We start from the raw sequence: 20384 nt of genomic DNA on the forward strand, positions 1-20384 counted from the left end.
CGCGCCATGACCTCCGCCCTGCACACCTCCAACCTCACGTCGCTGCCGCTGCTCGCGCGCGGCAAGGTGCGCGACAACTACGCCGTTGGCGACGACCGCATCCTCATGGTGGCGTCCGACCGCATCAGCGCCTTCGACGTGATCATGGGCGAACCCATTCCCGGCAAGGGGGAACTGCTCACCCGGCTGTCGCTGTTCTGGTTCGACCGCCTGGGCCCCAAGGGCCTCAACATCTGCCCCATCCACCTCACGGGCGAAGACCCCGAAAGCGTGGTCACGCCGGCCGAGCGGGCGCAGGTGGTGGGCCGGTCCATGCTGGTGCAGCGCCTCAAGCCCATTCCGGTGGAAGCGGTGGTGCGCGGCTACCTGGCCGGCAGCGGCTGGAAGGAGTACCAGGAGAGCCGCTCGGTCTGCGGCGTGCCGCTGCCCGAGGGCCTGCTCAACGCCTCCCAGCTGCCCGAACCCATCTACACGCCGGCCGCCAAGGCCGCCATGGGCGAGCACGACGAGAACATCACCTACGAGCGCACGGTGGAGATGGTGGGCGCCGAGGTCGCGGCGCAGATCCGCGACATCGCCATCCGGCTCTACCGGGCGGCCGCCGCCATCGCGCTCGAAAAGGGCATCATCATCGCGGACACCAAGTTCGAGTTCGGCCTGGACGCCGCCGGCCGCGTGGTGCTGATGGACGAGGTGCTGACGCCCGACAGCTCGCGCTACTGGCCGGCCGAGAGCTACGCCGTGGGCAGCAACCCGCCCAGCTACGACAAGCAGTACCTGCGCGACTGGCTCGAAGGCGCCAAGGTCAACGGCAAGCCCTGGGACAAGACCGCGCCCGCGCCGCGCCTGCCGCGCGAGGTGATCGAGAAAACCGCCGAGAAGTACCGCGAGGCGCTCACGCGCCTCGTCGGCTGAGGCTTCGCCGCCTGCCCGGCCGCGGCCTGCGAGGCGCGGCCCGCGCCGCGGCGCTGCGTGAGCGCCCGCTTCAGCTCAGCACGACGGACGACAGGCGCCGCCGGTAGCTCGCCACCGTCGGGTCCTCCGGCGGCACCTGGCCCTCGGCCACCTTGGGTTTGGGCGGCTCGATGACGTCGAGCACCGCGATGTAGGTCTTGCGCGCGAGCTCGTCGTTCCAGGACTTGTCGCGCATCAGGATCTCCAGCAGCTCGTCCATCGCGGCCGTCCACTGGCCGTAGGCCATCAGCAGCTGCGCGCGGGCGAAGCGCGCGTCGAAGTCGCGCTTGTTGGCGGCGATGGCGGTGTCCAGCGCGGCCATGCGGGCCTCGGGCTCGGCCACCTCGGCCTGCGCGTCGCGCGCGTCCATCCAGCGCTTGAGCGAGTCGAGCCGGCGCACGGCCGCGGCCTTGGCGATGACGGGCGCGAAGGCCACCTTGGCCTCGTCGTCCTCGCCCAGCTCCAGCAGCAGCTTCACCAGGTCGAAGCGCGCGTCGTCGTTCTCCGGGTCGGCCTGCACGGCCTGGCGCAGGCGCTCCAGCGCGGTCTCGGTGTCGCCGTCGGCCAGCGCCTCCTGCGCGGCGGCTTCCTCGGCCTCGGCCACGAGCTCGCCCTCGCCAGGCACGTGCTTGTCGAGGAAGGCGCGCACCTGGCCTTCGGGCAGCGCGCCCATGAAACCGTCGACCGGCTGGCCGTTCATGAGCAGCACGCAGGTGGGGATGCTGCGGATGCCGAAGGCCGCGGCGAGCTGCTGCTCCTGGTCGGAATCGACCTTCACCAGCTTGAAGCGGCCGCCGTATTCGGTTTCGAGCTTTTCCAGGATGGGGCCGATGACCTTGCAGGGCCCGCACCACGGGGCCCAGAAGTCCACCAGCACGGGGGTCTGCATCGAGGCCTCGATGACCTCGGCTTCGAAGTTGGCGATGGTGACGTCGATCATGGCTGCGCTCGGGTAATTGGGGGCAAAACGTAAAATCGCGACTTTACCGGAGGCCCCGCGGGCCGAAAGCCGATTCCATGAACCCCATCCCCGTGGGCGTGGTCATGGGTTCCAGCAGCGACTGGGACACCATGCAGCACGCCGTGCAGATCCTCCAGCAGTTCGGTGTCGCGCACGAGGCGCGGGTGGTCTCGGCCCACCGCATGCCCGACGACATGTTCGCCTACGCCGAGGCCGCCGCGGCGCGCGGCCTCAAGGCCATCATCGCGGGCGCGGGCGGCGCCGCCCACCTGCCCGGCATGCTGGCCGCCAAGACCGTGGTGCCCGTGCTGGGCGTGCCCGTGGCGAGCAAGCACCTCAGTGGGGTCGATTCGCTGCACAGCATCGTGCAGATGCCCAAGGGCGTGCCCGTGGCCACCTTCGCCATCGGCCCCGCCGGCGCGGCCAACGCGGCCCTGTTCGCGGTGGCCATGCTGGCCGGCGAAGACCCGGTCCTGCGACAGAAACTGCAGGCCTTCCGCGCCGAACAGACCGAGGCCGCGCGGGCCATGACCCTGCCTCCCCACGCATGACCGCAACGCCCCCCCTGCTTCCCGGCGCCACCGACGCCTCGGGCCGCCCCACCACGCTGGGCGTGATGGGCGGCGGCCAGCTCGGCCGCATGTTCGTGCAGGCCGCGCAGGCCATGGGCTTCAGCACCGCCGTGCTCGACCCCGACGCCGACAGCCCGGCCGGCCTCATCAGCCACCACCACATCCGCTGCGCCTACGACGACCCGAAGGGACTGGCACAGCTGGCCCAGTGCAGCGACGCCATCACCACCGAGTTCGAGAACGTGCCGGCGCCCGCGCTGGCGTCGCTGGCGGCGCTGCGGCCGGTGGCGCCCGGCGCGGCCAGCGTGGCCATCGCCCAGGACCGGGCGGCCGAGAAGGCGCATTTCGAGCGCTGCGCGGCCGACAACGACGGCGTGCGGCCCGCGCCCCACGCCAGCATCGACACCCCCGATCAGCTCGCCGCCGTGGCGGCCGAGCTGCTGCCCGGCATCCTGAAGACCGCGCGCCTGGGCTACGACGGCAAGGGCCAGGCCCGCGTGAAGGACCGCGCCGAACTCGCCGCCGCCTGGGACCGCCTGGGCCGCGTGCCCTGCGTGCTGGAGCGGCTCATGCCGCTGCGCGCCGAATGCTCGGTCATCGTGGCGCGTGGCGCCGACGACCAGTGCGTCAGCTTCCCGGTGCAGAAGAACACCCACCGCGACGGCATCCTCGCCGTCACCGAGGTCTACGAGGGCGCGATCGACCCCGCCCTGGCGCGGCGCGCTCAGGCCGCCACCATGGCCATCGCGCGCCAGCTCGGCTACGTGGGGGTGCTCTGCGTGGAGTACTTCCTGGTCGACGACGGCCGCGGCGGCCTGGACCTGGTGGTCAACGAAATGGCGCCGCGCCCGCACAACAGCGGCCACTACACGCAGAACGCCTGCGACGTCTCGCAGTTCGAGGCGCAGGTGCGCGCGGTCGCCGGCCTGCCGCTGCGCGCGCCGGTGCAGCACAGCCCGGCCATCATGCTCAACCTGCTGGGCGACCTGTGGTTCGCCCCGAACGCGCGGCACGCGCGGGCCAGCGACACGCCCGTCACGCCCCCCTGGGACGAGGTGCTGGCCCTGCCCGGCACGCACCTGCACCTGTACGGCAAGGCCAGCGCCCGCCCGGGCCGCAAGATGGGCCACCTCAACATCACCGGCCCCACGGTGGCCGCGGTGCGCGGCACCGCCGCGAAAGCGCTGGCCCTGCTGGGCCTGCCGCCGCTCTAGGCCCGCCATGCCGCTGCTGCTCGACGCGTCGCGCCCCGAGGCCATCGAACAGGGCGCGCGGCGCCTGGCCGACGGCGGCCTGGTGGGCCTGCCCACCGAGACCGTCTACGGCCTGGCCGCCGACGCCGACAACGCCAGCGCGGTGCGGCGCATCTTCGAGGCCAAGGGCCGCCCAGCCGACCACCCGCTGATCGTGCACGTCGCGGCCGATGCGCCACGCGCCGCCATCGACCACTACGCGCGCGAGGTGCCGGCCTTCGCCGAGCGCCTGATCGCCGCGCTCTGGCCCGGCCCGCTCACGCTGATCCTGCCACGCCGCGCCGAGGTGGCCGCCGTGGCCGCCGGCGGGCAGGACTCGGTCGGCCTGCGCTGCCCCTCGCACCCCGTGGCCCAGGCCGTGCTGCGCGCCGCCGCCGCGCATGGCGTGCACGGCGTGGCCGCGCCCAGCGCCAACCGCTTCGGCCGCGTCAGCCCCACCAGCGCCGCGCACGTGATGGAGGAGTTCGCCGCGCTGGCCGATGACGCGCTGCTGGTGCTCGACGGCGGCGCCTGCCCCGTGGGCATCGAATCGACCATCGTGGACTGCACGCGCGGCCACCCGGTGCTGCTGCGCCCCGGCGTGCTCACGCAGGCGCGGCTGGAGGCCATCGCCGGCCAGCCGCTGCGCGCGCGCGACGGGGCCGCGCCGCGCGCCTCGGGCACGCTGGAATCGCACTACGCGCCGCGCGCCAAGGTGCGGCTGATGGACGCCAGGCAGCTGCGCGCGGCCTTCCAGGTGCTGGGCGAGGACGCCCGGCACATCGCCCTGTACGCGCGCAGCCCGATCGAGGCCGCGCGCGGCGCGCCGCGCCGGCGCATGCCCGACGACGCCGAAGCCGCCGCGCGCGAGCTGTTCGCCGTGCTGCGCGAACTCGACGCCACCGGCGTGCGCCTGATCTGGGTGGAAACGCCACCCGACGGCCCCGAGTGGGACGGCGTGCGCGACCGCTTGAGCCGCGCGGCGGCCTGATATCGAACGACCGGCGTTCGATCTGTCGCTGGTCAAAAGGTCTGGGTAGGGCAGGGCTTCGTGCCTCTGCTTCTTCTTGGGCCGACGGCGTGGCCAGCCAAGACAAGCAACGGACCGCCCCCCGCTCGGTGATGGGTTGGCATCTGCCCCAATTCAGGGGGATCGGAATGCCTGGTGGTGCACTTGGGTGCAGGTGGGACGGGTGGTGGCGAGAAGCCAACCGTCAGCGCGAGATCTTGGAGGGGAAAAACGCCCAGTCAGTCCGCCAGCCGGGCGGTCCACTCCACCAGCGCCTCCAGCGCCGGGCGCGCCGCCGGCGCGTTGGGGTGGTTCACAAAAGCCACCACCACGTAGCGCACGCCATTGGCCGCGTTCACATAGCCGGCCACGCCGGTGACGTCGCGCAGCGTGCCGGTCTTGAGCCAGGCGTGGCCGTAGACCGGGCTGCGCTCATCCGCGGCGTAGCGGCGCGCCGTGCCGGTCACGCCCGCCAGCGAGAGCGTGCCGACGAAGGCGTCGGCCTGCGGATGGCGCGCCGCGTGGCGCAGCAGCAGGGCCAGGGCCTCGGGCGTGATGCGCTCGTCGCGCGACAGGCCCGAGCCGTTCTGGATGACGGGCGCCGGCACGCGCTCGCCGAAGGTGCGGCGCCACCAGTTGCCCAGCACCGTGCGCGCCTGCTCGAAGCCGCTGCGCTTCCAGGGCAGCGGCCCGCTGCCGGGCAGCGCCGTGGCCTGCGGCGCCAGTTGGCCCAGCGTGAGGAACACCTGCTGGGCCATCACGTTGTTGCTCCACTGGTTCACGTCGGTGAGGATGTCGGTCAGCGGCAGCGAGGGCGCGTCGAGCAGCAGCTTGGCGTCCAGCGGCGTGAGGCCGGCGCGCACCTGGCCCGTGAGCAGGCCGCCGCTGGCGCGCCACAGGCCCTCCATCGCGCGCGCCGCGAAGCTGGCCGGGTCCTGGTAGGCCACGGGCCATTTCTGCTCGCCGCAGCGCAGGGGGTAGCGGCCCTGGAAGGCGATGCGGCCGGGGTCGTCGAAGCGCGCGCGCAGCCCGCCGCGCCAGTCGCCGCAGGCGCCGTTGGACAGGGGCACGCTGGCGTCGATGGCCAGGCCCGCCAGCGGCGGCTCGCTGACCACGCGCGCCACGCCCGCCGCGGCGTCGGGCAGGAAACCCAGCACCACCGACTTGAAGTTCACCAGCAGCGCGTCGGGCCCGGCGTTGTAGGGGCGCAGGGCCTCGCCATCGAAAGCGCCGGGGTCGTAGGGCGGCAGGTCGAAAGCGCTGCTGTCGAGCACCATGTCGCCGAGGATGAGCTGCACACCCTGCGCCTGCAGGGCGGCGAAGGCCTCCTGGATGCGCTCGAGCACGAACTTGGGGTCGCCGCCGCCGCGCACGTAGAGGTTGCCGCGCAGCGCACCGGCCTCCAGCGGGCCGTCGGTGTAGAAGCGCGTGCTCCAGGTGTAGCCGGGGCCCAGCAGGTCGAAAGCGGCGTAGCTGGTCACCAGCTTCATCACCGAGGCCGGGTTGACCGGCATCCCCGACTGGTGGCGCACCCGCGCCTCATGGCCGTCCAGCGGCACCACCACGGCGGCGAAGGCGGTGGCGGGCACCTCGGCCCGTGCCAGCGCCGCCGCCACCGGTGGCGGCAGCGCCTCGCGCGAAGGCCCCTGGGCGCAGGCCGGCAGGGCGATGGCCAGCGCCAACAGCAGGGACGACAGGAATCGGTTCACGCGGGGGATTATCGGCCGGGCCCCGGCAGGTCCCTCCAGGCCGGTGGCCGATAATCCCCCGATGCCTGCCGCCCCGTGTTTCCTGGCCATCGAGACCAGCACCGACACCCTCTCGCTGGCCCTGGGCACCGGGCGGGCCGGCGAGGCCGTGCACCGCTTCCAGGGCCCCGGCGGCGCCCAGGCCTCCACCGAACTGCTGCCCCAGGTGCGGCGCCTGCTGGCCGAGGCCGGCCGGTCGCTGGACGAACTGGACGCCATCGCCTTCGGGCGCGGCCCCGGCTCGTTCACCGGCCTGCGCACCGCCTGCGCCGTGGCCCAGGGCCTGGCCTACGGCACGCGCGGGCCGCGCCACCCCCAGGGCCTGCCCGTCCTGCCCATCGACACCCTGCTGGCCCTGGCCGAGCAGGCCCGCGCCGACGACGCGGCCGAGGGCCACACGGCGCCCGCCCACATCGTGGCCCTGCTCGACGCGCGCATGGACGAGCTCTACCTGGCGGCCTACGCACTCGACGGCGAATCGCTGCGCGCCCTCGCCCCGCCCCGGCTGTGCGCGCCCGCCGACCTCGCGGGCTGGCTGCACGACCAGGGCCTGGCCGACGGCACCCGCACCCTGCTCGCGGGCAACGCCTTCGCGGCCTACGCCGACGCCCTGCGCGACGCGCCCGGCCGCCGCCGCGCGGCCCTGCCCACGGCCGACGCCTTGCTGCGCCTGGCCCCGGCGCTGATGGCCCGGGGCGCCGCGGTCGGCGCCGCCGAGGCCCTGCCGCTGTACGTGCGCGACAAGGTCGCGCGCACCACGGCCGAACGCGAGGCCGGGACATGAAGCACCCCCGCGCCGGGCTTTGCCCGTCACCCCCTCCAGGGGGCGATGCCAGCGGCCCGGCAAAGCCGGTGCCGCGGCATCCCTCGATGGATGCGGCCGCCACCCTGCCCGGATGGACCGCCGGCCTGTGGCCCGCGCCCATGGACACCCTGCCCGTGCCGCTGGAGGCCGAGGCGCGCGCCATCGCCTTCATGCCCATGACCGAAGCCGACCTGGACGCGGTGCACGCGGTCGAGACCAGTGCCTACGGCCACCCGTGGTCGCCGCGGCACTTCCGCGACTCGCTGCAGGCCGGCTACCCGGCCGTGATGCTGATCGGCGAAGCGCACGCGGGCGAAAGCCCCTGGCCCCCCCGGCCCGACGGCCGCTGGCTGCTCGGCTACCTGGTGGCCATGCCCGGCGTGGACGAGGTGCACCTGCTCAACCTCACCGTGAACCCGCCGCACCAGCGCCAGGGCTGGGCGCGCTTCATGCTCGACGCGCTGGCGCTGTGGTCGCGCGGCCAGGGCGCGCGCGCGCTGTGGCTGGAGGTGCGCCAGAGCAATGCGCCCGCGCGCCGGCTGTATGAACGCTACGGCTTTCGCGAGGTGGGCGTGCGCCGCGGCTACTACCCGCTGTCGGCGCTGCAGCGCGAGGACGCGGTGGTGATGCAACTGGGCCTGGACGGCACGCAGGGCACCGAATGACCGATCGGATCGACACGCCCGACGGCTGGGTGCGCGAACTCGACGCGCGCCAGCGCGCCATGCTGGCCGAGATGGGCGTGAAGGTCTGGGTGCCCGCCCCGCCGCGCGCGCCCGCGGCCAGCGCCGAGCCGGCGACCAGCGCCGTGGCGGCGCCCGCCGCGACGGCCACGCCCGCACCCGCCGGTCGCCCACCCGCGGCGGTCCGCCCGCCCCAGGTGCCGGTGCCTGCGCCGATGCCGGCACCGCCCACCCACCCCAGCCCCGCGCGCAGCGACATCGCCACGCTCGACTGGCCCGCGCTGCGCGAGGCCGTGGCCGACTGCCGCGCCTGCGGCCTGTGCGAGTCGCGGCGCAACACCGTGTTCGGTGTCGGCCACACCGAAGCCGACTGGATGATCGTGGGCGAGGCCCCCGGCGAACAGGAAGACCGCCAGGGCGAGCCCTTCGTGGGCCCCGCCGGCCAGCTGCTCGACGCCATGCTGCGTGCCTGCGGGCGCGACCGCCAGGCCATGGACGCGCGCGGCGTGTTCATCGCCAACGTGCTCAAGTGCCGCCCGCCGGCCAACCGCAACCCGGCGCCCGAGGAAGTGGTGCAGTGCGAACCCTTCCTGTCGCGCCAGGTGGCGCTGGTGCGGCCCAAGCTGATCATCGCCATGGGCCGCTTCGCGGTGCAGTCGCTGCTCAAGACCACCGAGCCGATCGGCCGCCTGCGCGGGCGCCTGCACCGCTACGAGGGCGTGCCGGTCATCGTGACCTACCACCCGGCCTACCTGCTGCGCACGCCCATCGACAAGGCCAAGGCCTGGGCCGACCTGTGCCTGGCCATGGAGATCGATCGGTAGAGCCTGGCGCGGGCGCTAGGCCCTCGGCGGCTCGGCGCCCGGCGCGGCCGGCCTCGCCGGCCACAGCACGGCCGCGATCGCCAGCATGATCAGCGCCACCGCCACCCAGTCCTGCCAGTGCAGCACCTCGCCCAGCAGCCAGGCGCCGCTGAACACGCCCAGCACCGGGATCATCATCACGCTCAGCGTGGACGCGATCGGCGGCAGGTCGCGCGCCAGCACCAGCCAGGCCACCTGAGCGAAGGCGAACACGCCCAGCGCGTTGTAGACGATGGCCCACCACACGACCGGGCCGGGCATCACGCCCCAGGCCTCGCGCTCGAACAGCCAGGACAGGGCGCTCATCCAGACCGTGGTCAGCGCGATCATCCAGAACGAGATCGTCAGCGTGTCGTAGGGCAGCGTGGTGCGCCGCATCTGCTGGGTGCCCCAGGCCCACATCGCCGCGGCCAGCAGCATCATGCCCACCGCCAGCGGCGCCCCCGACAGGCGCACGAACTCGTGCCACAGCAGCAGCAGCACGCCCAGGCCAGCCGCCGCCACGCCGCCCCAGGCGCGCACCGGCAGGCGCTGGCCGAACCACACCGCGCCCACGATGGCCGAGAACACCGGCATGGTGTAGCCCAGGATGGCCGCGCGCCCGCTGGACAGCGACTGGATCGCCAGCACCGCCAGCGTGTGCCAGAACAGCATGTTGATCACCGTGAGCCACGCCAGCTGGCCCCAGTGCTCGCGCGCCATCCGGAACGGCGCCCCGCGCCACCACAGCACGCCGGCCAGCACCGGCAGGCCGATCCACATGCTCAGGGCGCGAAAGGTGAGCGGCTGATAACCCGAGATGCCGATCTTCATGATCGGCCAGTTGATGCCCCACACCAGGGTGAGGAGGACGAGCAGAACCAGTTGCCGGCGCGATATCGAGTGCATGCCGCCGATCGTACGGTTGTTCCAAATCCCGTCCACCGGGCGGGCGGCCGAGGCCCCCACCTAAAATCCCGGCCCATGACCTTCATCGACCAGCTGCAGGCCGCCACCCGCGACAACGCGAGCCTGCTGTGCGTGGGCCTGGACCCGGACCCCGCCAAGTTCCCCGCGCACCTGAAGAACGACGCCTCGCGCATCCACGACTTCTGCGCCGCCATCGTCGATGCCACCGCCGACCTGGTCTGCGCCTTCAAGCCGCAGATCGCCTACTTCGCCGCGCACCGCGCCGAAGACCAGCTCGAGCGCCTGGTCGCGCACATGCGCCGCGCCGCGCCCGGCGTGCCCGTGATCCTCGACGCCAAGCGCGGCGACATCGGCGCCACCGCCGAGCAGTACGCCATCGAGGCCTTCGAGCGCTTCGGCGCCGATGCCGTCACGCTCTCGCCCTTCATGGGCTTCGACTCGGTGGAGCCCTACCTGCGCCGCCACGGCAAGGGCGCCTTCCTGCTGTGCCGCACCTCCAACCCCGGCGGCGACGACCTGCAGGCGCAGCGCCTGTCCTCCGTCGCCGGCGAGCCCCTGCTGTACGAGCACGTGGCGCGCCTCGCGCAAGGACCCTGGAACCTCAATGGCCAGCTCGGCCTCGTGGTGGGCGCCACCTACCCAGCCGAGATCGCGCGCGTGCGCGAACTCGCGCCCACGCTGCCCCTGCTCATCCCCGGCGTGGGCGCGCAGGGCGGCGACGCCGCGGCCACCGTGCGCGCGGGCCTGCGCGTGCAGGGCGATGCCATCACCGGCCCCGTCGTCGTGAACTCCTCGCGCGCCATCCTCTACGCCTCGGCGGGCGACGATTTCGCCGCCGCGGCGCGCCAGGCGGCCCTCAAAACGCGTGATCAATTGCACGCGGCGCGCATCGGCTGAACGACCGACGGCTTGACAAATACCCCCGTACGGTAAGCCGCTCAGCGGATGCGGCGACGCCACGACACCCCCCTGTAACCAAGCGCAACGCGCCATCAGCGCCCGCGGTCGCCTGCCTAGACTCGCGCCCCATCCAGATGGAGGGTGGCCATGGCGACGATCGAACAGGACGATCTGCCCAGCGATGCGCTGATCGAGCAAGAAGACCCGGCGGCGCGGACCCGCGCAGGGATCGCCGCTGCCGCGGCAGCGGCCACGGCGGCGCTGGCCGCCTGCGGGGGTGGCGGCGGTGGCAGCGACGGCGGATCGGCCGAACCGCCCTTCGTGCCCGTGGTGGACTTTCCCCTCGACGGCTACACCTACCTCGCCGCGAACAACGACGCCGAGGCGGCGCGCTTCCTGCAGCAGGCGCAGTTCTCCTCCACGCCGCAGGAGATCGCGGCGCTGCGCGGCGAGGGCTACGCCCTGTGGCTGGCGCGCCAGTTCCAGCAGCCCCGCGGCCAGAGCGGCTGGGACTGGCTGGAAGCGCGCGGCTACGGCGCCATCGACAGCAACAGCTACTTCTTCAACCAGTACCCGGCCGACTTCATGCTCTGGAGCCAGCTGCTGTCGGGCGGCGAGGCCATGCGCAAGCGCGTCGCGCTCGCGCTGTCCGAGATCTTCGTCAGCTCGCTGACCACGGCCGAGTTCACCTGGCGCAGCCACGCCTACGCCTCGTGGTGGGACATGCTCATGCGCAACGCTTTCGGCAACTTCCGCCAGTTGCTCGAGGACGTGACGCTGCACCCGGCCATGGGCTACTTCCTCAACACCAAGGGCAACCAGAAAGAGAACCCCTCCACCGGCCGCGTGCCCGACGAGAACTACGCGCGCGAGGTGATGCAGCTCTTCACCATCGGCCTGCTCGAACTCAACCTCGACGGCACGCCCAGAATGAGCGGTGGCCGCCCCATCGAGAGTTACACCCAGGACGACGTGACCCACCTCGCGCGGGTCTTCACCGGCTGGGACTTCGACACCTCCGACGGCGTGCGGCACACGCCGGTCGGGCAGAACTACACCATCGAATCCAGCGCCTTCGCGCGCAAGCCCATGAGCCTGCGCGAGAGCCGCCATTCCACGCTGGAGGCGCGCTTCCTGGGCGCCACGGTGCCGGCCGGCACGCCGGGGCGCGCGGCGCTGCGCATCGCCCTGGACACGCTGTTCAACCACCCCAACACCGGGCCCTTCTTCGCGCGCCAGATGATCCAGCGCCTGGTGACCAGCGACCCCAGCCCGGCCTACGTGGCGCGCGTGGCGAGCAAGTTCAACAACAACGGCAAGGGGCAGCGCGGTGACCTGCAGGCGGTGATGGTCGCCATCCTGCTCGACCCCGAGGCGCGCGGCGGCCTCTCGCTGGCCAGCAGCACCCACGGCAAGCTGCGCGAGCCCATGGTCCGCTTCATCCAGTGGGCGCGCAGCTTCAACGTCACGTCGGCGGCGGGCAGCTGGAAGGTCTTCGACCTGGCCGACGCCGGCACCCAACTCGGCCAGAGCCCACTGCGCTCGCCCTCGGTCTTCAACTTCTTCCGCCCCGGCTACGTGCCGCCCAACACCGCCCTGGCGGCCCGCAATGCCACGGCGCCGGAGTTCCAGCTCGTCAACGAGTCCAGCGTGGGCGGCTACCTCAACTTCATGCAGGGGGTGATCGAGCGCGGCATCAACTGCCCCAACCCGGGCGTGCCGTATGCCGCGTGGAACAACTACGCCTACGACGTGAAGGCCAACTACGCGCGCGAACTCGCGCTGGTGACCAACGCCGCCGCGCTGGTGGACCACCTGAACCTGGTGCTGGCGGCGGGGCAGATCTCCCCCGCCACGCGCACGCTCATGGTCAACGCGCTCAACGCCACCGGCGTCACGGCCGGCAGCAGCGCCGACGCGAAGAACCGCCGGGTCTGGGCCGCCGTGCTCATGGTGATGGCCTGCCCCGAGTACCTGATCCAGAAGTGAGGAGCGCGCCATGCATTTCATCGCCCCCGCCCGACACACCCGCCGCGCCTTTCTGCGCCGCGCTGGCCAGCTCGCCTTCACCGGCACCGCCCTGCCGACGGTGATGAACCTCGCCGCCATCGGCGAGGCCGCGGCCTTCGACGCCACCGACTACAAGGCCCTGGTCTGCGTCTTCCTGTTCGGTGGCAACGACTACGCCAACACCGTCATCAACTACGACGCCACCAGCCACGCCCAGTACGCCGCCATCCGCGGCGGCATCGCCATCCCGCGCGCCGACCTGGCGGCCACGGTGCTCAACCCCGCCGTGCCGCTGCCCGACGGCAAGCAGTACGCCCTGCACCCTGCCATGACGGGCCTGGCCAACCTCTTCAACGCCGGCGCGGCCGCCGTGCAGCTCAACGTCGGGCCCCTGGTGGTGCCGCTCACGCGCCAGCAGTACAACAGCAACAGCGCCTCCTTCCCGCGCCCGCCCAAGCTGTTCTCGCACAACGACCAGCAATCGGTGTGGATGAGTTCGGCCGCCGAAGGCAGCACCACGGGCTGGGGCGGCCAGGTGGGCGACCTGGCGCGATCGAGCAACACCAACAGCGTGCTCACCTGCGTCTCGGTGGCCGGCAACACCGTGTTCCTCTCGGGCGACGAGGCGTTGAGCTACCAGGTCGGCAGCGGCGGGGCGGTCCGCATCAACTGCCTCAACAGCAACGTCTATGGTTCGCCGGCCGTGCGCTCGGCACTGGTGGACATCGCCATGCAGACCCGCGCGCACGCGCTGGAGAACGAATACAACCTCGTCACCGCGCGCGCCTACGGCACCGAAGGCGCCATCACCAGCGCGCTCAACGCCTTTCCCGCCAACACCGCGCCGTTCAGCGGCTTCCCGGCCAACAACGGCCTGGCCAGCCAGCTGCGCCTGGTCGCGCGGCTGATCGCCGCGCGCAACCAGCTCGGCAGCCGGCGCCAGGTGTTCTTCGTCTCGCTCGGCGGCTTCGACCTGCACGACAACCTGCTCAACGGCCAGGCCGGCCTGATGGAGCGCCTGAGCGGCGCGCTCACCGCCTTCTACGACGCCACCGTGCAGCTCGGCGTGGCCGACAAGGTGACCGCTTTCACCGCCTCGGACTTCGGCCGCACGCTCACCTCCAATGGCGACGGCTCCGACCACGGCTGGGGCTCGCACCACCTCATGGTGGGTGGCGCCGTGCGCGGCCGCGCCTTCTACGGCAAGGCCCCGCCCGTGAGCGTGACCAACAGCACCAGCGACAGCTTCGATCAGTGGCACGTGGGCCAGGGCCGGCTGCTGCCCAGCACCTCGGTGAGCCAGTACGCGGCCACGCTGGCGCAGTGGTTCGGCGTGAGCGGCGGCGAGCTGGGCCAGGTGCTGCCCTACATCGGCAACTTCAACAGCGTGGACTACCCGGGCAATCTGGGGTTCATGGCCTGAGGGCCCGGCGGTCGGAGCGCGCGCGACACCCGCGCGCGACGGGGCGCACTAGCATGCCCCCATGATCGATCTCTACACCGCCGCCACCCCCAATGGCCACAAGGCCTCGATCGCGCTGGAGGAATTGGGCCTGCCCTACACGCTCAAGGTGCTCGACCTCACGGCCGGCGAGCAAAAGCGCCCCGACTTCCTGGCCATCAACCCCAACGGCCGCATCCCCGCCATCGTGGACCACGGGGCCGGCGGCTTCGCGGTGTTCGAGTCGGGCGCGGTGCTGATCTACCTGGCCGAGAAGACCGGCCGGCTCATGCCCACGGACGCGAAAGGCCGCTCGCGCGTGCTGCAGTGGCTGATGTTCCAGATGGGCGGCGTGGGCCCGATGATGGGGCAAGCCAATGTGTTCTTCCGCTACTTCCCCGAGAAGATCCCGGCGGTGATCGATCGCTACCAGGGCGAGACCAAGCGCCTGTTCCGCGTGCTCGACGGCCACCTGAAAGACAACGAGTACCTGGCCGGCGACTACTCCATCGCCGACATCGCCAACTGGGCCTGGGTGCGCACGCACCGCTGGTCCGGCGTGGACATCGACGACCTGCCGCACCTCAAGCGCTGGCGCGACGCCATCCGCGCGCGCCCGGCGGTGCAGCGCGGCATCGAATCGCCGCCGTCGAAGGTGGACCTCACGCGCGATGGCGACGAAGCGGCGCGCCGCTTCTCGCAAGACGCGCGCCAGCTGATGGAAACCGGCCAGAGCCTGAAGGAGGACCGCCGATGAAGCTCTACGTGTCCGAGCGCGCGCCCAACCCGCGCCGCGTGCAGATGTTCATCGCCGAAAAGGGCATGACCGGCATCGAGGAGGTGCTGGTCGACATCAATGCGCACGAGCACAAATCGCACCCCGTGCTCTCGCGCAGCCCGATGGCGCGCATCCCCGTGCTCGAACTCGACGACGGGCGCGCGCTGAGCGAGTCGCGCGCGATCTGCGCCTACCTCGAGGGCCTGCAGCCCGAGCCCAACCTGATGGGCCGCGACGCCGAGGAGCGCGCCTTCATCGAGATGGCCGACCGGCACGTGGAGTGGTACGTGACGCTGCCGCTGGCGCAGGCGATCCGCCACCAGCACCCCGGCCTGGCGGTGCTGGAGCAACCGCAATTCCCCGCGTTCGGGGCGTCGCAGCAGGCCAAGGCGATGGAGACCCTGCGCTGGCTCGACGGCCTGCTGCGCGGCCAGCCCTGGGTGGCGGGGCAGCGCTTCACGATCGCCGACATCACGGCCTTCTGCACCATCGAATTCGCGCGGCTGCTCAAGTTCAAGCCGGGGGAACAGGGACTCGCCGCCCTGGCGGCGTGGCGGGATCGGGTGGCGGAGCGGCAGCCCTCCCGCTCGGACGGCGGCCCCGTCAAACCCGCTTAAGTCAAGGATAAGAATTATTTGCATTTAGAATTCGGCGTTTCCTCCCTTCCGTCCTGGAGAACCGCCATGCGCCTGAAGCCCCTCGCCGCCGCCGCCGTGCTCGCCCTGAGCCTGGCCGCCCCTTTGCATGCCCAGACCGCCGCCACCCCCGCCAGCGTGGCCACCCACTACGCGGCCCTGGTGCACGCCAACTACGAGGACACGCTCAACGCCGCCAAGGCGCTGCAGGCCGCCGTCAAGGCCTTCACCGCCGCGCCCTCGCAGCCCACCCAGGACGCCGCCCGCAAGGCCTGGCTGGCCGCGCGCGAGTTCTATGGGCAGACCGAGGCCTTCCGCTTCTATGGCGGCCCCATCGACAACGACAACGGCCCCGAAGGCCGGCTCAACGCCTGGCCCATGGACGAGTCCTACGTGGACTACGTGGACGGCAAGAAGACCGCCGGCCTGGTCAACAACAAGAAGCAGGCCCTCACCAAGAAGGCGCTGGCCGCGCTGAACGAAAAAGGCGGCGAGGAGAACATCGCCACCGGCTGGCACGCCATCGAGTTCATGCTCTGGGGCCAGGACCTGTCCGAAACCGGTCCGGGCAACCGCAGCTTCGAGGACTTTGTCGACGGCAAGGCCCCCAACGCCGACCGCCGCCGCCAGTACCTCAACACCGTCACCGACCTGCTGGTGGACGACCTGGGCGGCCTGGTGAAGGCCTGGGCGCCGGGCGCCAAGAACAACTACCGCGCGACGTTCGAGAAGGGCGGCAACGAGTCCCTGCGCAAGATGTTCGTGGCCATGGGCTCGCTCTCGCGCGGCGAACTGGCCGGCGAGCGCCTGGAGGTGGCCCTGGCCAGCCAGGACCAGGAAGACGAGCACAGCTGCTTCTCCGACAACACCCACCGCGACGCCGTGGCCAATGCCAAGGGCATCGAGAACGTCTGGCTGGGCCGCTACGTGCGCGCCGACGGCAGCACCCTGCAGGGCCCCAGCCTGCGCGACCTGGTGAGCGCCAGGAACGCCGGCGTGGCCGACAAGACCACCCAGCAGATCCGCACCTCGGTGGCGTCGGCCGAGGCCATTCCCGCGCCCTTCGACCGCGCCATCGTCGCCGGCTCGGCGGGCCGCCCGAAGATCGAGGCCACCATCAAAAGCCTGACCGAGCAGTCCAAGGACATCGTGGCCGCCGCGGCCGCCGTGGGCATCGCCAAACTCACGCTGGTGCAACCGTGAGGCCAGCGGCCTGGGTCGCCGCGGCCTTGGGCGTGGCGGCGCTCACCTCGATCGCCGCGCTGCAGGCGGCGGCACAAGCGCCTGCCCCCACCAGCCCCACCGACGCGGCGCCCGATCCCCTGGGCGAGAAGGTCGGTGGCGCCACCACGGTCTGGGCCACCGGGCAGAACGCCTTCTCCTTCCCCGCCGCCAACCTCACCGACCCGGAGCGCACGCGCTTCGTCATCGGCAACTCCTTCTTCAAGCGCAACTGGGTCGAGGCCCCCGCGAGCACCAAGGCGCGCGACGGCCTGGGCCCGAACTTCCTGGCGCGCTCCTGCGGCGCCTGCCACCTGTTCGACGGCCGCGGTGAGCCGCCGCCGTGGCGGCGCGGCATCTCCGATCAGGAGCCGCTGGCCCTGCTGCTGCGCCTGTCGGTGCCCGGCACCGACGCGCACGGCGGCCCGAAGCACGACCCCGTCTATGGCGACCAGCTCAACACCGCAGCGGTCCAGGGCGTCAAGCCCGAGGGCCGGGTGCGCCTGCGCTGGCAAGCCATCCAGGGCCGCTTCGCCGACGGCACGCCCTACACGCTGCAAAAGCCCGAGTACATCGTCGACCGCCTCGCCTACGGCCCCTTCGCCCCGGGCGTGATGATCAGCCCGCGCATCGCGCCGCAGGTCATCGGCGTGGGCCTGCTCGAAGCCATCCCCGAACGCGAGGTCCTGGCCAACGCCGAGGCTCAGGCGGCGCTGCCCGGCCCCATCAAGGGACAGCCCAACCGCGTGTGGGACGTGTTCGCGCAGCGCGAGATGCTCGGCCGCTTCGGCTGGAAGGCCAACGTGGCCACCGTCGCCCACCAGACGGCGGGCGCCTTCCACGGCGACATCGGCATCACCTCGGCGCAGTTCCCCGACGAGACCTGCACGCCCCGGCAGAAGGACTGCCTGGCCGCGCCCAAGGGCTCGCGCAACGGCCAGCCCGAGATCGACCCCAAGACCCTGGACGAGGTGGTGTTCTACCAGGCCACGCTGGCGCCGCCCGCGCGCCGCCACATCCAGGACCCGCAGGTGCTGCGGGGCCAGCGGCTGTTCGCTCAGGCGCAGTGCGCGGTCTGCCACCGGCCCACCTACACCACGGCCGAAGGCCCCTTCCCGCGCCTGACCAGCCGGGCCCTGCAGGGCCAGACCATCCACCCCTACACCGACCTGCTGCTGCACGACATGGGCGAGGCCCTGGCCGATGGCCGACCCGACTTCCTGGCCAACGGCCGCCAGTGGAAAACGCCGCCGCTGTGGGGCATCGGGCTGATCAAGGACGTGAACGGCCACACCCGCCTGCTGCACGACGGCCGCGCCAATGGCGTGCTCGAGGCCATCCTCTGGCACGGCGGCGAGGCCGAGGACAGCAAGCAGCAGGTGCTGAAGTTCGGCGAGGCCGACCGCCGCGCCCTGGTGAAATTCGTGGAGAGCCTCTGATGCGTACCCGATCCCGCTGGCGGCTTGGCGCGGCACTCGCCCTGCTGCTGTGCGCGCCCGGCGCGCTGTGGGCGCAGGCCGCCGCGCCCTACTACTACCCGCCCGACGCGGTGGCCGCCCTGTACCGCGACCACACCGCGCCGCTGGCGCGCGCCTTGGCCGAGCAGGCGCCCAGGCTGGTGCAGGCGCTGCAGGGCCACTGCGCCGGCCCGGCCGCGCTGGCGCCGGCGCGCGCGGCCTGGACGCAGACGGCGCTGGCCTGGGAGCGCCTGGCCGCCGTGGCCGTGGGCCCGCTGATCGAGCGCCGCTCGCTGCGCGAGATCGACTTCCAGCCGCTGCGCCCCGAACTGCTCAAGCGCTCGCTGGCGCGCGAACCCAAGACCCTGGACGACATGGAGCGTGTGGGCACGCCCGCCAAGGGCCTACCCGCCATCGAGTACCTGCTGTGGAGCGCGCCCGCCGCGCCGCGCAGCAGCGCCTGCGCCTACGCCGTGCTGGCCGCGCAGGCCGTGCAGCGCGAAGCCGAGGCCCTGCGCGCCGCCTTCGACGCGCTGGCCGCCGCACCGCCCGAAGAAGACGCCGCCGTCACGGCCTTCGTGGAATTCATCAACCAATGGCTGGGCGGCCTGGAGCGCCTGCGCTGGGCGGGCATGGAGAAACCCCTGCGCGAGGCCGAGACGCGCGGTGCCGCGCCCGCCTTCGCGCGGCTGCCCAGCGGCCAGACCGGCGCGGCCTGGGCCGCTGGCTGGGCCGAGTTGCGCGCCCTGGCGCGCCAACCCGACAACGGCGCGCCCGCCATCGGCGCGGGCCGGGTGAGCATCGAGTCCTACCTGCGCGGGCGCGGGCACATCGCACTGGCCGATCGCTGGCGCGCGACGGTGGACGAGGCCGACCGCGCGATGCAGGGCGTTCAGCCTGGCGCCCCCGCCAGCGTCGACGCGGCGGCGCGCACGCTCAAGAGGCTGACCACGCTGATGCAGTCCGAGGTGGCGGGCAGCCTCGAAGTGAACCTGGGGTTTTCCAGTGCCGATGGCGACTAGACGGCTCCCCCCTGCGCCGCTGCGCGGCGTCCCCTTCCGGGGACAACACCTGCGGACCGGCGAAGCCGGATCCGCGGTGTTTCTGGATGCTTCGCCCGCGGCAGGTCTGACCCGCCGCGGCATCCTCGCCTGGCTGGCGGCGGGCATCGGCGTTCCCGCGCTGGCGCGCGCCCCGAACAGCCTCTTGGTCGCCAGTTGGGCGGAGGGTGGGCAGTACAGGGCCGGGCTGTTGCAAATGGACGAGGCGCGCGTGTCCGTGCTGGCGCAGCTGCCGCTGCCCACGCGCGCGCACGGCCTCGCCCTGGAAGCCGACGGCGCCGTGCTGGTGGCCGCGCGCCGCCCCGGCGACTGGCTGTTGCGCTGGCGGCCCGACAGCGGCGCGGCCCAGTGGCATTGGGTGGACGACGACCGCCGGCTCAACGGCCATGTGCTGCCCTCCGCCGACCGGCGCGCGGTGTGGACCACCGAGACCAACCAGGCCGACGCCGCCGGGCTGATCGGCGTGCGCGATCCGCGCACGCTGGAGAAAACCGGCGAGTGGGCCACGCAGGGCATGGACCCGCACGAGATGCTGGTGCTGCCCGAGGCCCTGGGCCGCGTCCCGGCCGGCGCGCTGCTCGTGGCCAACGGCGGCATCCCCACGCAGAGCGAGACCGGCCGCAGCCACCGCGACCTGTCGCGCATGGACCCCTCGCTGGTGGCGCTCGACCCGGCGTCGGGCGCCCTGCTGGGCCAGTGGCGCCTGGACGATCCGCGCCTGAGCGTGCGCCACCTTGCCTGGGACCCGGTGGGCCGGCGCGTGGGCATCGCCCTGCAGGCCGAGCACGACGACGAGGCCGCGCGCCGCGACGCCCCCCTGCTGGCCACCTGGGACGGCAGCGCGCTGCGCGCCGCGCCCCCGATGGCGCAGGCGCGCGGCTATGGCGCTGACATCTGCGCGCGCGCCGGCGGCGGTTTCTGGCTCAGCGCCACGCGCGCGAACGCGCTGCTGGGACTCGATGCACGCGGCGCCATCGCCGAGCGGGTGAACCTGCCCTCGGCCGGCGCCCTGGCCGCACGGCCTGGGCACGCCTGGGCCGCTGGCGCGGCGGTCACCTGGCACGACGGCGAGCGCCAGGCCCTGTCCGCCGCGCTGCAACTCGACAACCACTGGGTGAGCGCGCGCGCCTGAGGGCCCGGGCCCG

Annotated in this window: 19 protein-coding genes; 16 read left to right on the forward strand and 3 right to left on the reverse strand. The window is 72.7% G+C overall.

Features of this window, described 5'->3' with window-relative positions:
* Positions 1-6 precede the first annotated feature (6 nt).
* Positions 7-915, forward strand: a complete 909-nt coding sequence (locus JNX00_RS19230; RefSeq protein ID WP_204743282.1) for a phosphoribosylaminoimidazolesuccinocarboxamide synthase — start codon at positions 7-9, stop codon at positions 913-915.
* A 70-nt stretch (positions 916-985) separates the two neighbouring features.
* Here JNX00_RS19230 and trxA read toward each other — a convergent pair whose 3' ends face one another.
* Entirely contained in the window at positions 986-1894 is a 909-nt protein-coding gene (gene trxA, locus JNX00_RS19235) for a thioredoxin (protein WP_204743284.1), read from the reverse strand.
* Between the two features lie 77 nt (positions 1895-1971).
* On the opposite strand from trxA, the gene purE reads away from it, so the two are divergent.
* From purE to JNX00_RS19250, 3 genes are read left to right on the forward strand one after another with little or no spacing between them, the layout of a single operon-like run.
* A complete protein-coding gene (gene purE / locus JNX00_RS19240; RefSeq protein ID WP_070399474.1) occupies positions 1972-2466 on the forward strand; it encodes a 5-(carboxyamino)imidazole ribonucleotide mutase in 495 nt (164 codons plus the stop codon).
* Positions 2463-3701, forward strand: coding sequence for a 5-(carboxyamino)imidazole ribonucleotide synthase (locus JNX00_RS19245; RefSeq protein WP_204743286.1), 1239 nt, complete (start codon positions 2463-2465; stop codon positions 3699-3701). The genes purE and JNX00_RS19245 overlap by 4 nt, the downstream gene beginning before the upstream one ends.
* A 13-nt stretch (positions 3702-3714) precedes the next feature.
* A complete protein-coding gene (locus JNX00_RS19250; RefSeq protein ID WP_070399560.1) occupies positions 3715-4710 on the forward strand; it encodes an L-threonylcarbamoyladenylate synthase in 996 nt (331 codons plus the stop codon).
* Positions 4711-4967: 257 nt separating this feature from the next.
* Here the strand turns inward: JNX00_RS19250 and dacB are convergent, their stop codons facing one another.
* Entirely contained in the window at positions 4968-6437 is a 1470-nt protein-coding gene (gene dacB / locus JNX00_RS19255) for a D-alanyl-D-alanine carboxypeptidase/D-alanyl-D-alanine-endopeptidase (RefSeq protein ID WP_239478180.1), read from the reverse strand.
* Between the two features lie 61 nt (positions 6438-6498).
* On the opposite strand from dacB, the gene tsaB reads away from it, so the two are divergent.
* From tsaB to JNX00_RS19270, 3 genes are all read left to right on the forward strand, one after another.
* On the forward strand, positions 6499-7260 hold the full coding sequence (gene tsaB, locus JNX00_RS19260; protein ID WP_070399472.1) for a tRNA (adenosine(37)-N6)-threonylcarbamoyltransferase complex dimerization subunit type 1 TsaB: 762 nt from the start codon (positions 6499-6501) through the stop codon (positions 7258-7260).
* Positions 7261-7400: 140 nt separating this feature from the next.
* A complete protein-coding gene (rimI, locus tag JNX00_RS19265; RefSeq protein WP_070399558.1) occupies positions 7401-7946 on the forward strand; it encodes a ribosomal protein S18-alanine N-acetyltransferase in 546 nt (181 codons plus the stop codon).
* Positions 7943-8788, forward strand: coding sequence for a uracil-DNA glycosylase (locus JNX00_RS19270; protein WP_204743288.1), 846 nt, complete (start codon positions 7943-7945; stop codon positions 8786-8788). The genes rimI and JNX00_RS19270 overlap by 4 nt, the downstream gene beginning before the upstream one ends.
* 15 nt (positions 8789-8803) lie before the next feature.
* Here the strand turns inward: JNX00_RS19270 and JNX00_RS19275 are convergent, their stop codons facing one another.
* A complete protein-coding gene (locus tag JNX00_RS19275) occupies positions 8804-9715 on the reverse strand; it encodes an EamA family transporter (protein ID WP_070399470.1) in 912 nt (303 codons plus the stop codon).
* 75 nt (positions 9716-9790) lie between these two features.
* Here JNX00_RS19275 and pyrF point away from each other — a divergent pair, with 75 nt between their 5' ends.
* The 9 genes from pyrF to JNX00_RS19320 all read left to right on the forward strand — a co-directional run bounded on the left by pyrF (position 9791) and on the right by JNX00_RS19320 (position 20371).
* The gene (gene pyrF / locus JNX00_RS19280; RefSeq protein ID WP_204743291.1) at positions 9791-10633 is read left to right on the forward strand and encodes an orotidine-5'-phosphate decarboxylase; all 843 of its coding nucleotides are present in this window, start codon (positions 9791-9793) and stop codon (positions 10631-10633) included.
* Between the two features lie 150 nt (positions 10634-10783).
* The gene (locus JNX00_RS19285; protein ID WP_204743293.1) at positions 10784-12625 is read left to right on the forward strand and encodes a DUF1800 domain-containing protein; all 1842 of its coding nucleotides are present in this window, start codon (positions 10784-10786) and stop codon (positions 12623-12625) included.
* A gap of 10 nt (positions 12626-12635) precedes the next feature.
* Positions 12636-14069: a DUF1501 domain-containing protein gene (locus tag JNX00_RS19290; protein ID WP_204743295.1), complete on the forward strand. Its 1434-nt coding sequence runs from the start codon at positions 12636-12638 to the stop codon at positions 14067-14069.
* A 61-nt stretch (positions 14070-14130) separates the two neighbouring features.
* Positions 14131-14844 carry a glutathione binding-like protein gene (locus JNX00_RS19295; protein WP_204743297.1) on the forward strand — a complete coding sequence of 238 codons (714 nt, stop codon included), beginning with the start codon at positions 14131-14133 and terminating at the stop codon, positions 14842-14844.
* Positions 14841-15482 carry a glutathione S-transferase family protein gene (locus JNX00_RS19300; protein ID WP_204743299.1) on the forward strand — a complete coding sequence of 214 codons (642 nt, stop codon included), beginning with the start codon at positions 14841-14843 and terminating at the stop codon, positions 15480-15482. Before JNX00_RS19295 ends, JNX00_RS19300 begins: the two co-directional genes overlap by 4 nt.
* A 66-nt stretch (positions 15483-15548) precedes the next feature.
* Positions 15549-16703: an imelysin family protein gene (locus tag JNX00_RS19305; protein ID WP_070399464.1), complete on the forward strand. Its 1155-nt coding sequence runs from the start codon at positions 15549-15551 to the stop codon at positions 16701-16703.
* A 59-nt stretch (positions 16704-16762) separates the two neighbouring features.
* On the forward strand, positions 16763-18160 hold the full coding sequence (locus JNX00_RS19310; protein ID WP_239478350.1) for a di-heme oxidoredictase family protein: 1398 nt from the start codon (positions 16763-16765) through the stop codon (positions 18158-18160).
* The gene (locus tag JNX00_RS19315) at positions 18160-19200 is read left to right on the forward strand and encodes an imelysin family protein (RefSeq protein WP_204743303.1); all 1041 of its coding nucleotides are present in this window, start codon (positions 18160-18162) and stop codon (positions 19198-19200) included. Before JNX00_RS19310 ends, JNX00_RS19315 begins: the two co-directional genes overlap by 1 nt.
* A 76-nt stretch (positions 19201-19276) precedes the next feature.
* Positions 19277-20371 carry a DUF1513 domain-containing protein gene (locus tag JNX00_RS19320; protein WP_175442846.1) on the forward strand — a complete coding sequence of 365 codons (1095 nt, stop codon included), beginning with the start codon at positions 19277-19279 and terminating at the stop codon, positions 20369-20371.
* Positions 20372-20384: the final 13 nt, after the last annotated feature.

Origin of the sequence: Hydrogenophaga sp. YM1 (assembly GCF_016903055.1) — a bacterium.
Classification (GTDB): Bacteria; Pseudomonadota; Gammaproteobacteria; order Burkholderiales; family Burkholderiaceae_C; genus Hydrogenophaga; species Hydrogenophaga borbori.

Excerpts from the sequence above, each read along its gene's own strand:
- trxA (WP_204743284.1), bottom strand. The coding sequence starts at position 1,894 with ATGATCGACGTCACCATCGCCAACTTCGAAGCCGAGGTCATCGAGGCC.
- rimI (WP_070399558.1), top strand. The coding sequence starts at position 7,401 with ATGGACACCCTGCCCGTGCCGCTGGAGGCCGAGGCGCGCGCCATCGCC.
- purE (WP_070399474.1), top strand. The coding sequence starts at position 1,972 with ATGAACCCCATCCCCGTGGGCGTGGTCATGGGTTCCAGCAGCGACTGG.
- tsaB (WP_070399472.1), top strand. The coding sequence starts at position 6,499 with ATGCCTGCCGCCCCGTGTTTCCTGGCCATCGAGACCAGCACCGACACC.
- JNX00_RS19245 (WP_204743286.1), top strand. The coding sequence starts at position 2,463 with ATGACCGCAACGCCCCCCCTGCTTCCCGGCGCCACCGACGCCTCGGGC.
- pyrF (WP_204743291.1), top strand. The coding sequence starts at position 9,791 with ATGACCTTCATCGACCAGCTGCAGGCCGCCACCCGCGACAACGCGAGC.
- JNX00_RS19290 (WP_204743295.1), top strand. The coding sequence starts at position 12,636 with ATGCATTTCATCGCCCCCGCCCGACACACCCGCCGCGCCTTTCTGCGC.
- JNX00_RS19295 (WP_204743297.1), top strand. The coding sequence starts at position 14,131 with ATGATCGATCTCTACACCGCCGCCACCCCCAATGGCCACAAGGCCTCG.
- JNX00_RS19230 (WP_204743282.1), top strand. The coding sequence starts at position 7 with ATGACCTCCGCCCTGCACACCTCCAACCTCACGTCGCTGCCGCTGCTC.
- JNX00_RS19285 (WP_204743293.1), top strand. The coding sequence starts at position 10,784 with ATGGCGACGATCGAACAGGACGATCTGCCCAGCGATGCGCTGATCGAG.
- JNX00_RS19305 (WP_070399464.1), top strand. The coding sequence starts at position 15,549 with ATGCGCCTGAAGCCCCTCGCCGCCGCCGCCGTGCTCGCCCTGAGCCTG.
- JNX00_RS19300 (WP_204743299.1), top strand. The coding sequence starts at position 14,841 with ATGAAGCTCTACGTGTCCGAGCGCGCGCCCAACCCGCGCCGCGTGCAG.
- JNX00_RS19315 (WP_204743303.1), top strand. The coding sequence starts at position 18,160 with ATGCGTACCCGATCCCGCTGGCGGCTTGGCGCGGCACTCGCCCTGCTG.
- JNX00_RS19275 (WP_070399470.1), bottom strand. The coding sequence starts at position 9,715 with ATGCACTCGATATCGCGCCGGCAACTGGTTCTGCTCGTCCTCCTCACC.
- JNX00_RS19270 (WP_204743288.1), top strand. The coding sequence starts at position 7,943 with ATGACCGATCGGATCGACACGCCCGACGGCTGGGTGCGCGAACTCGAC.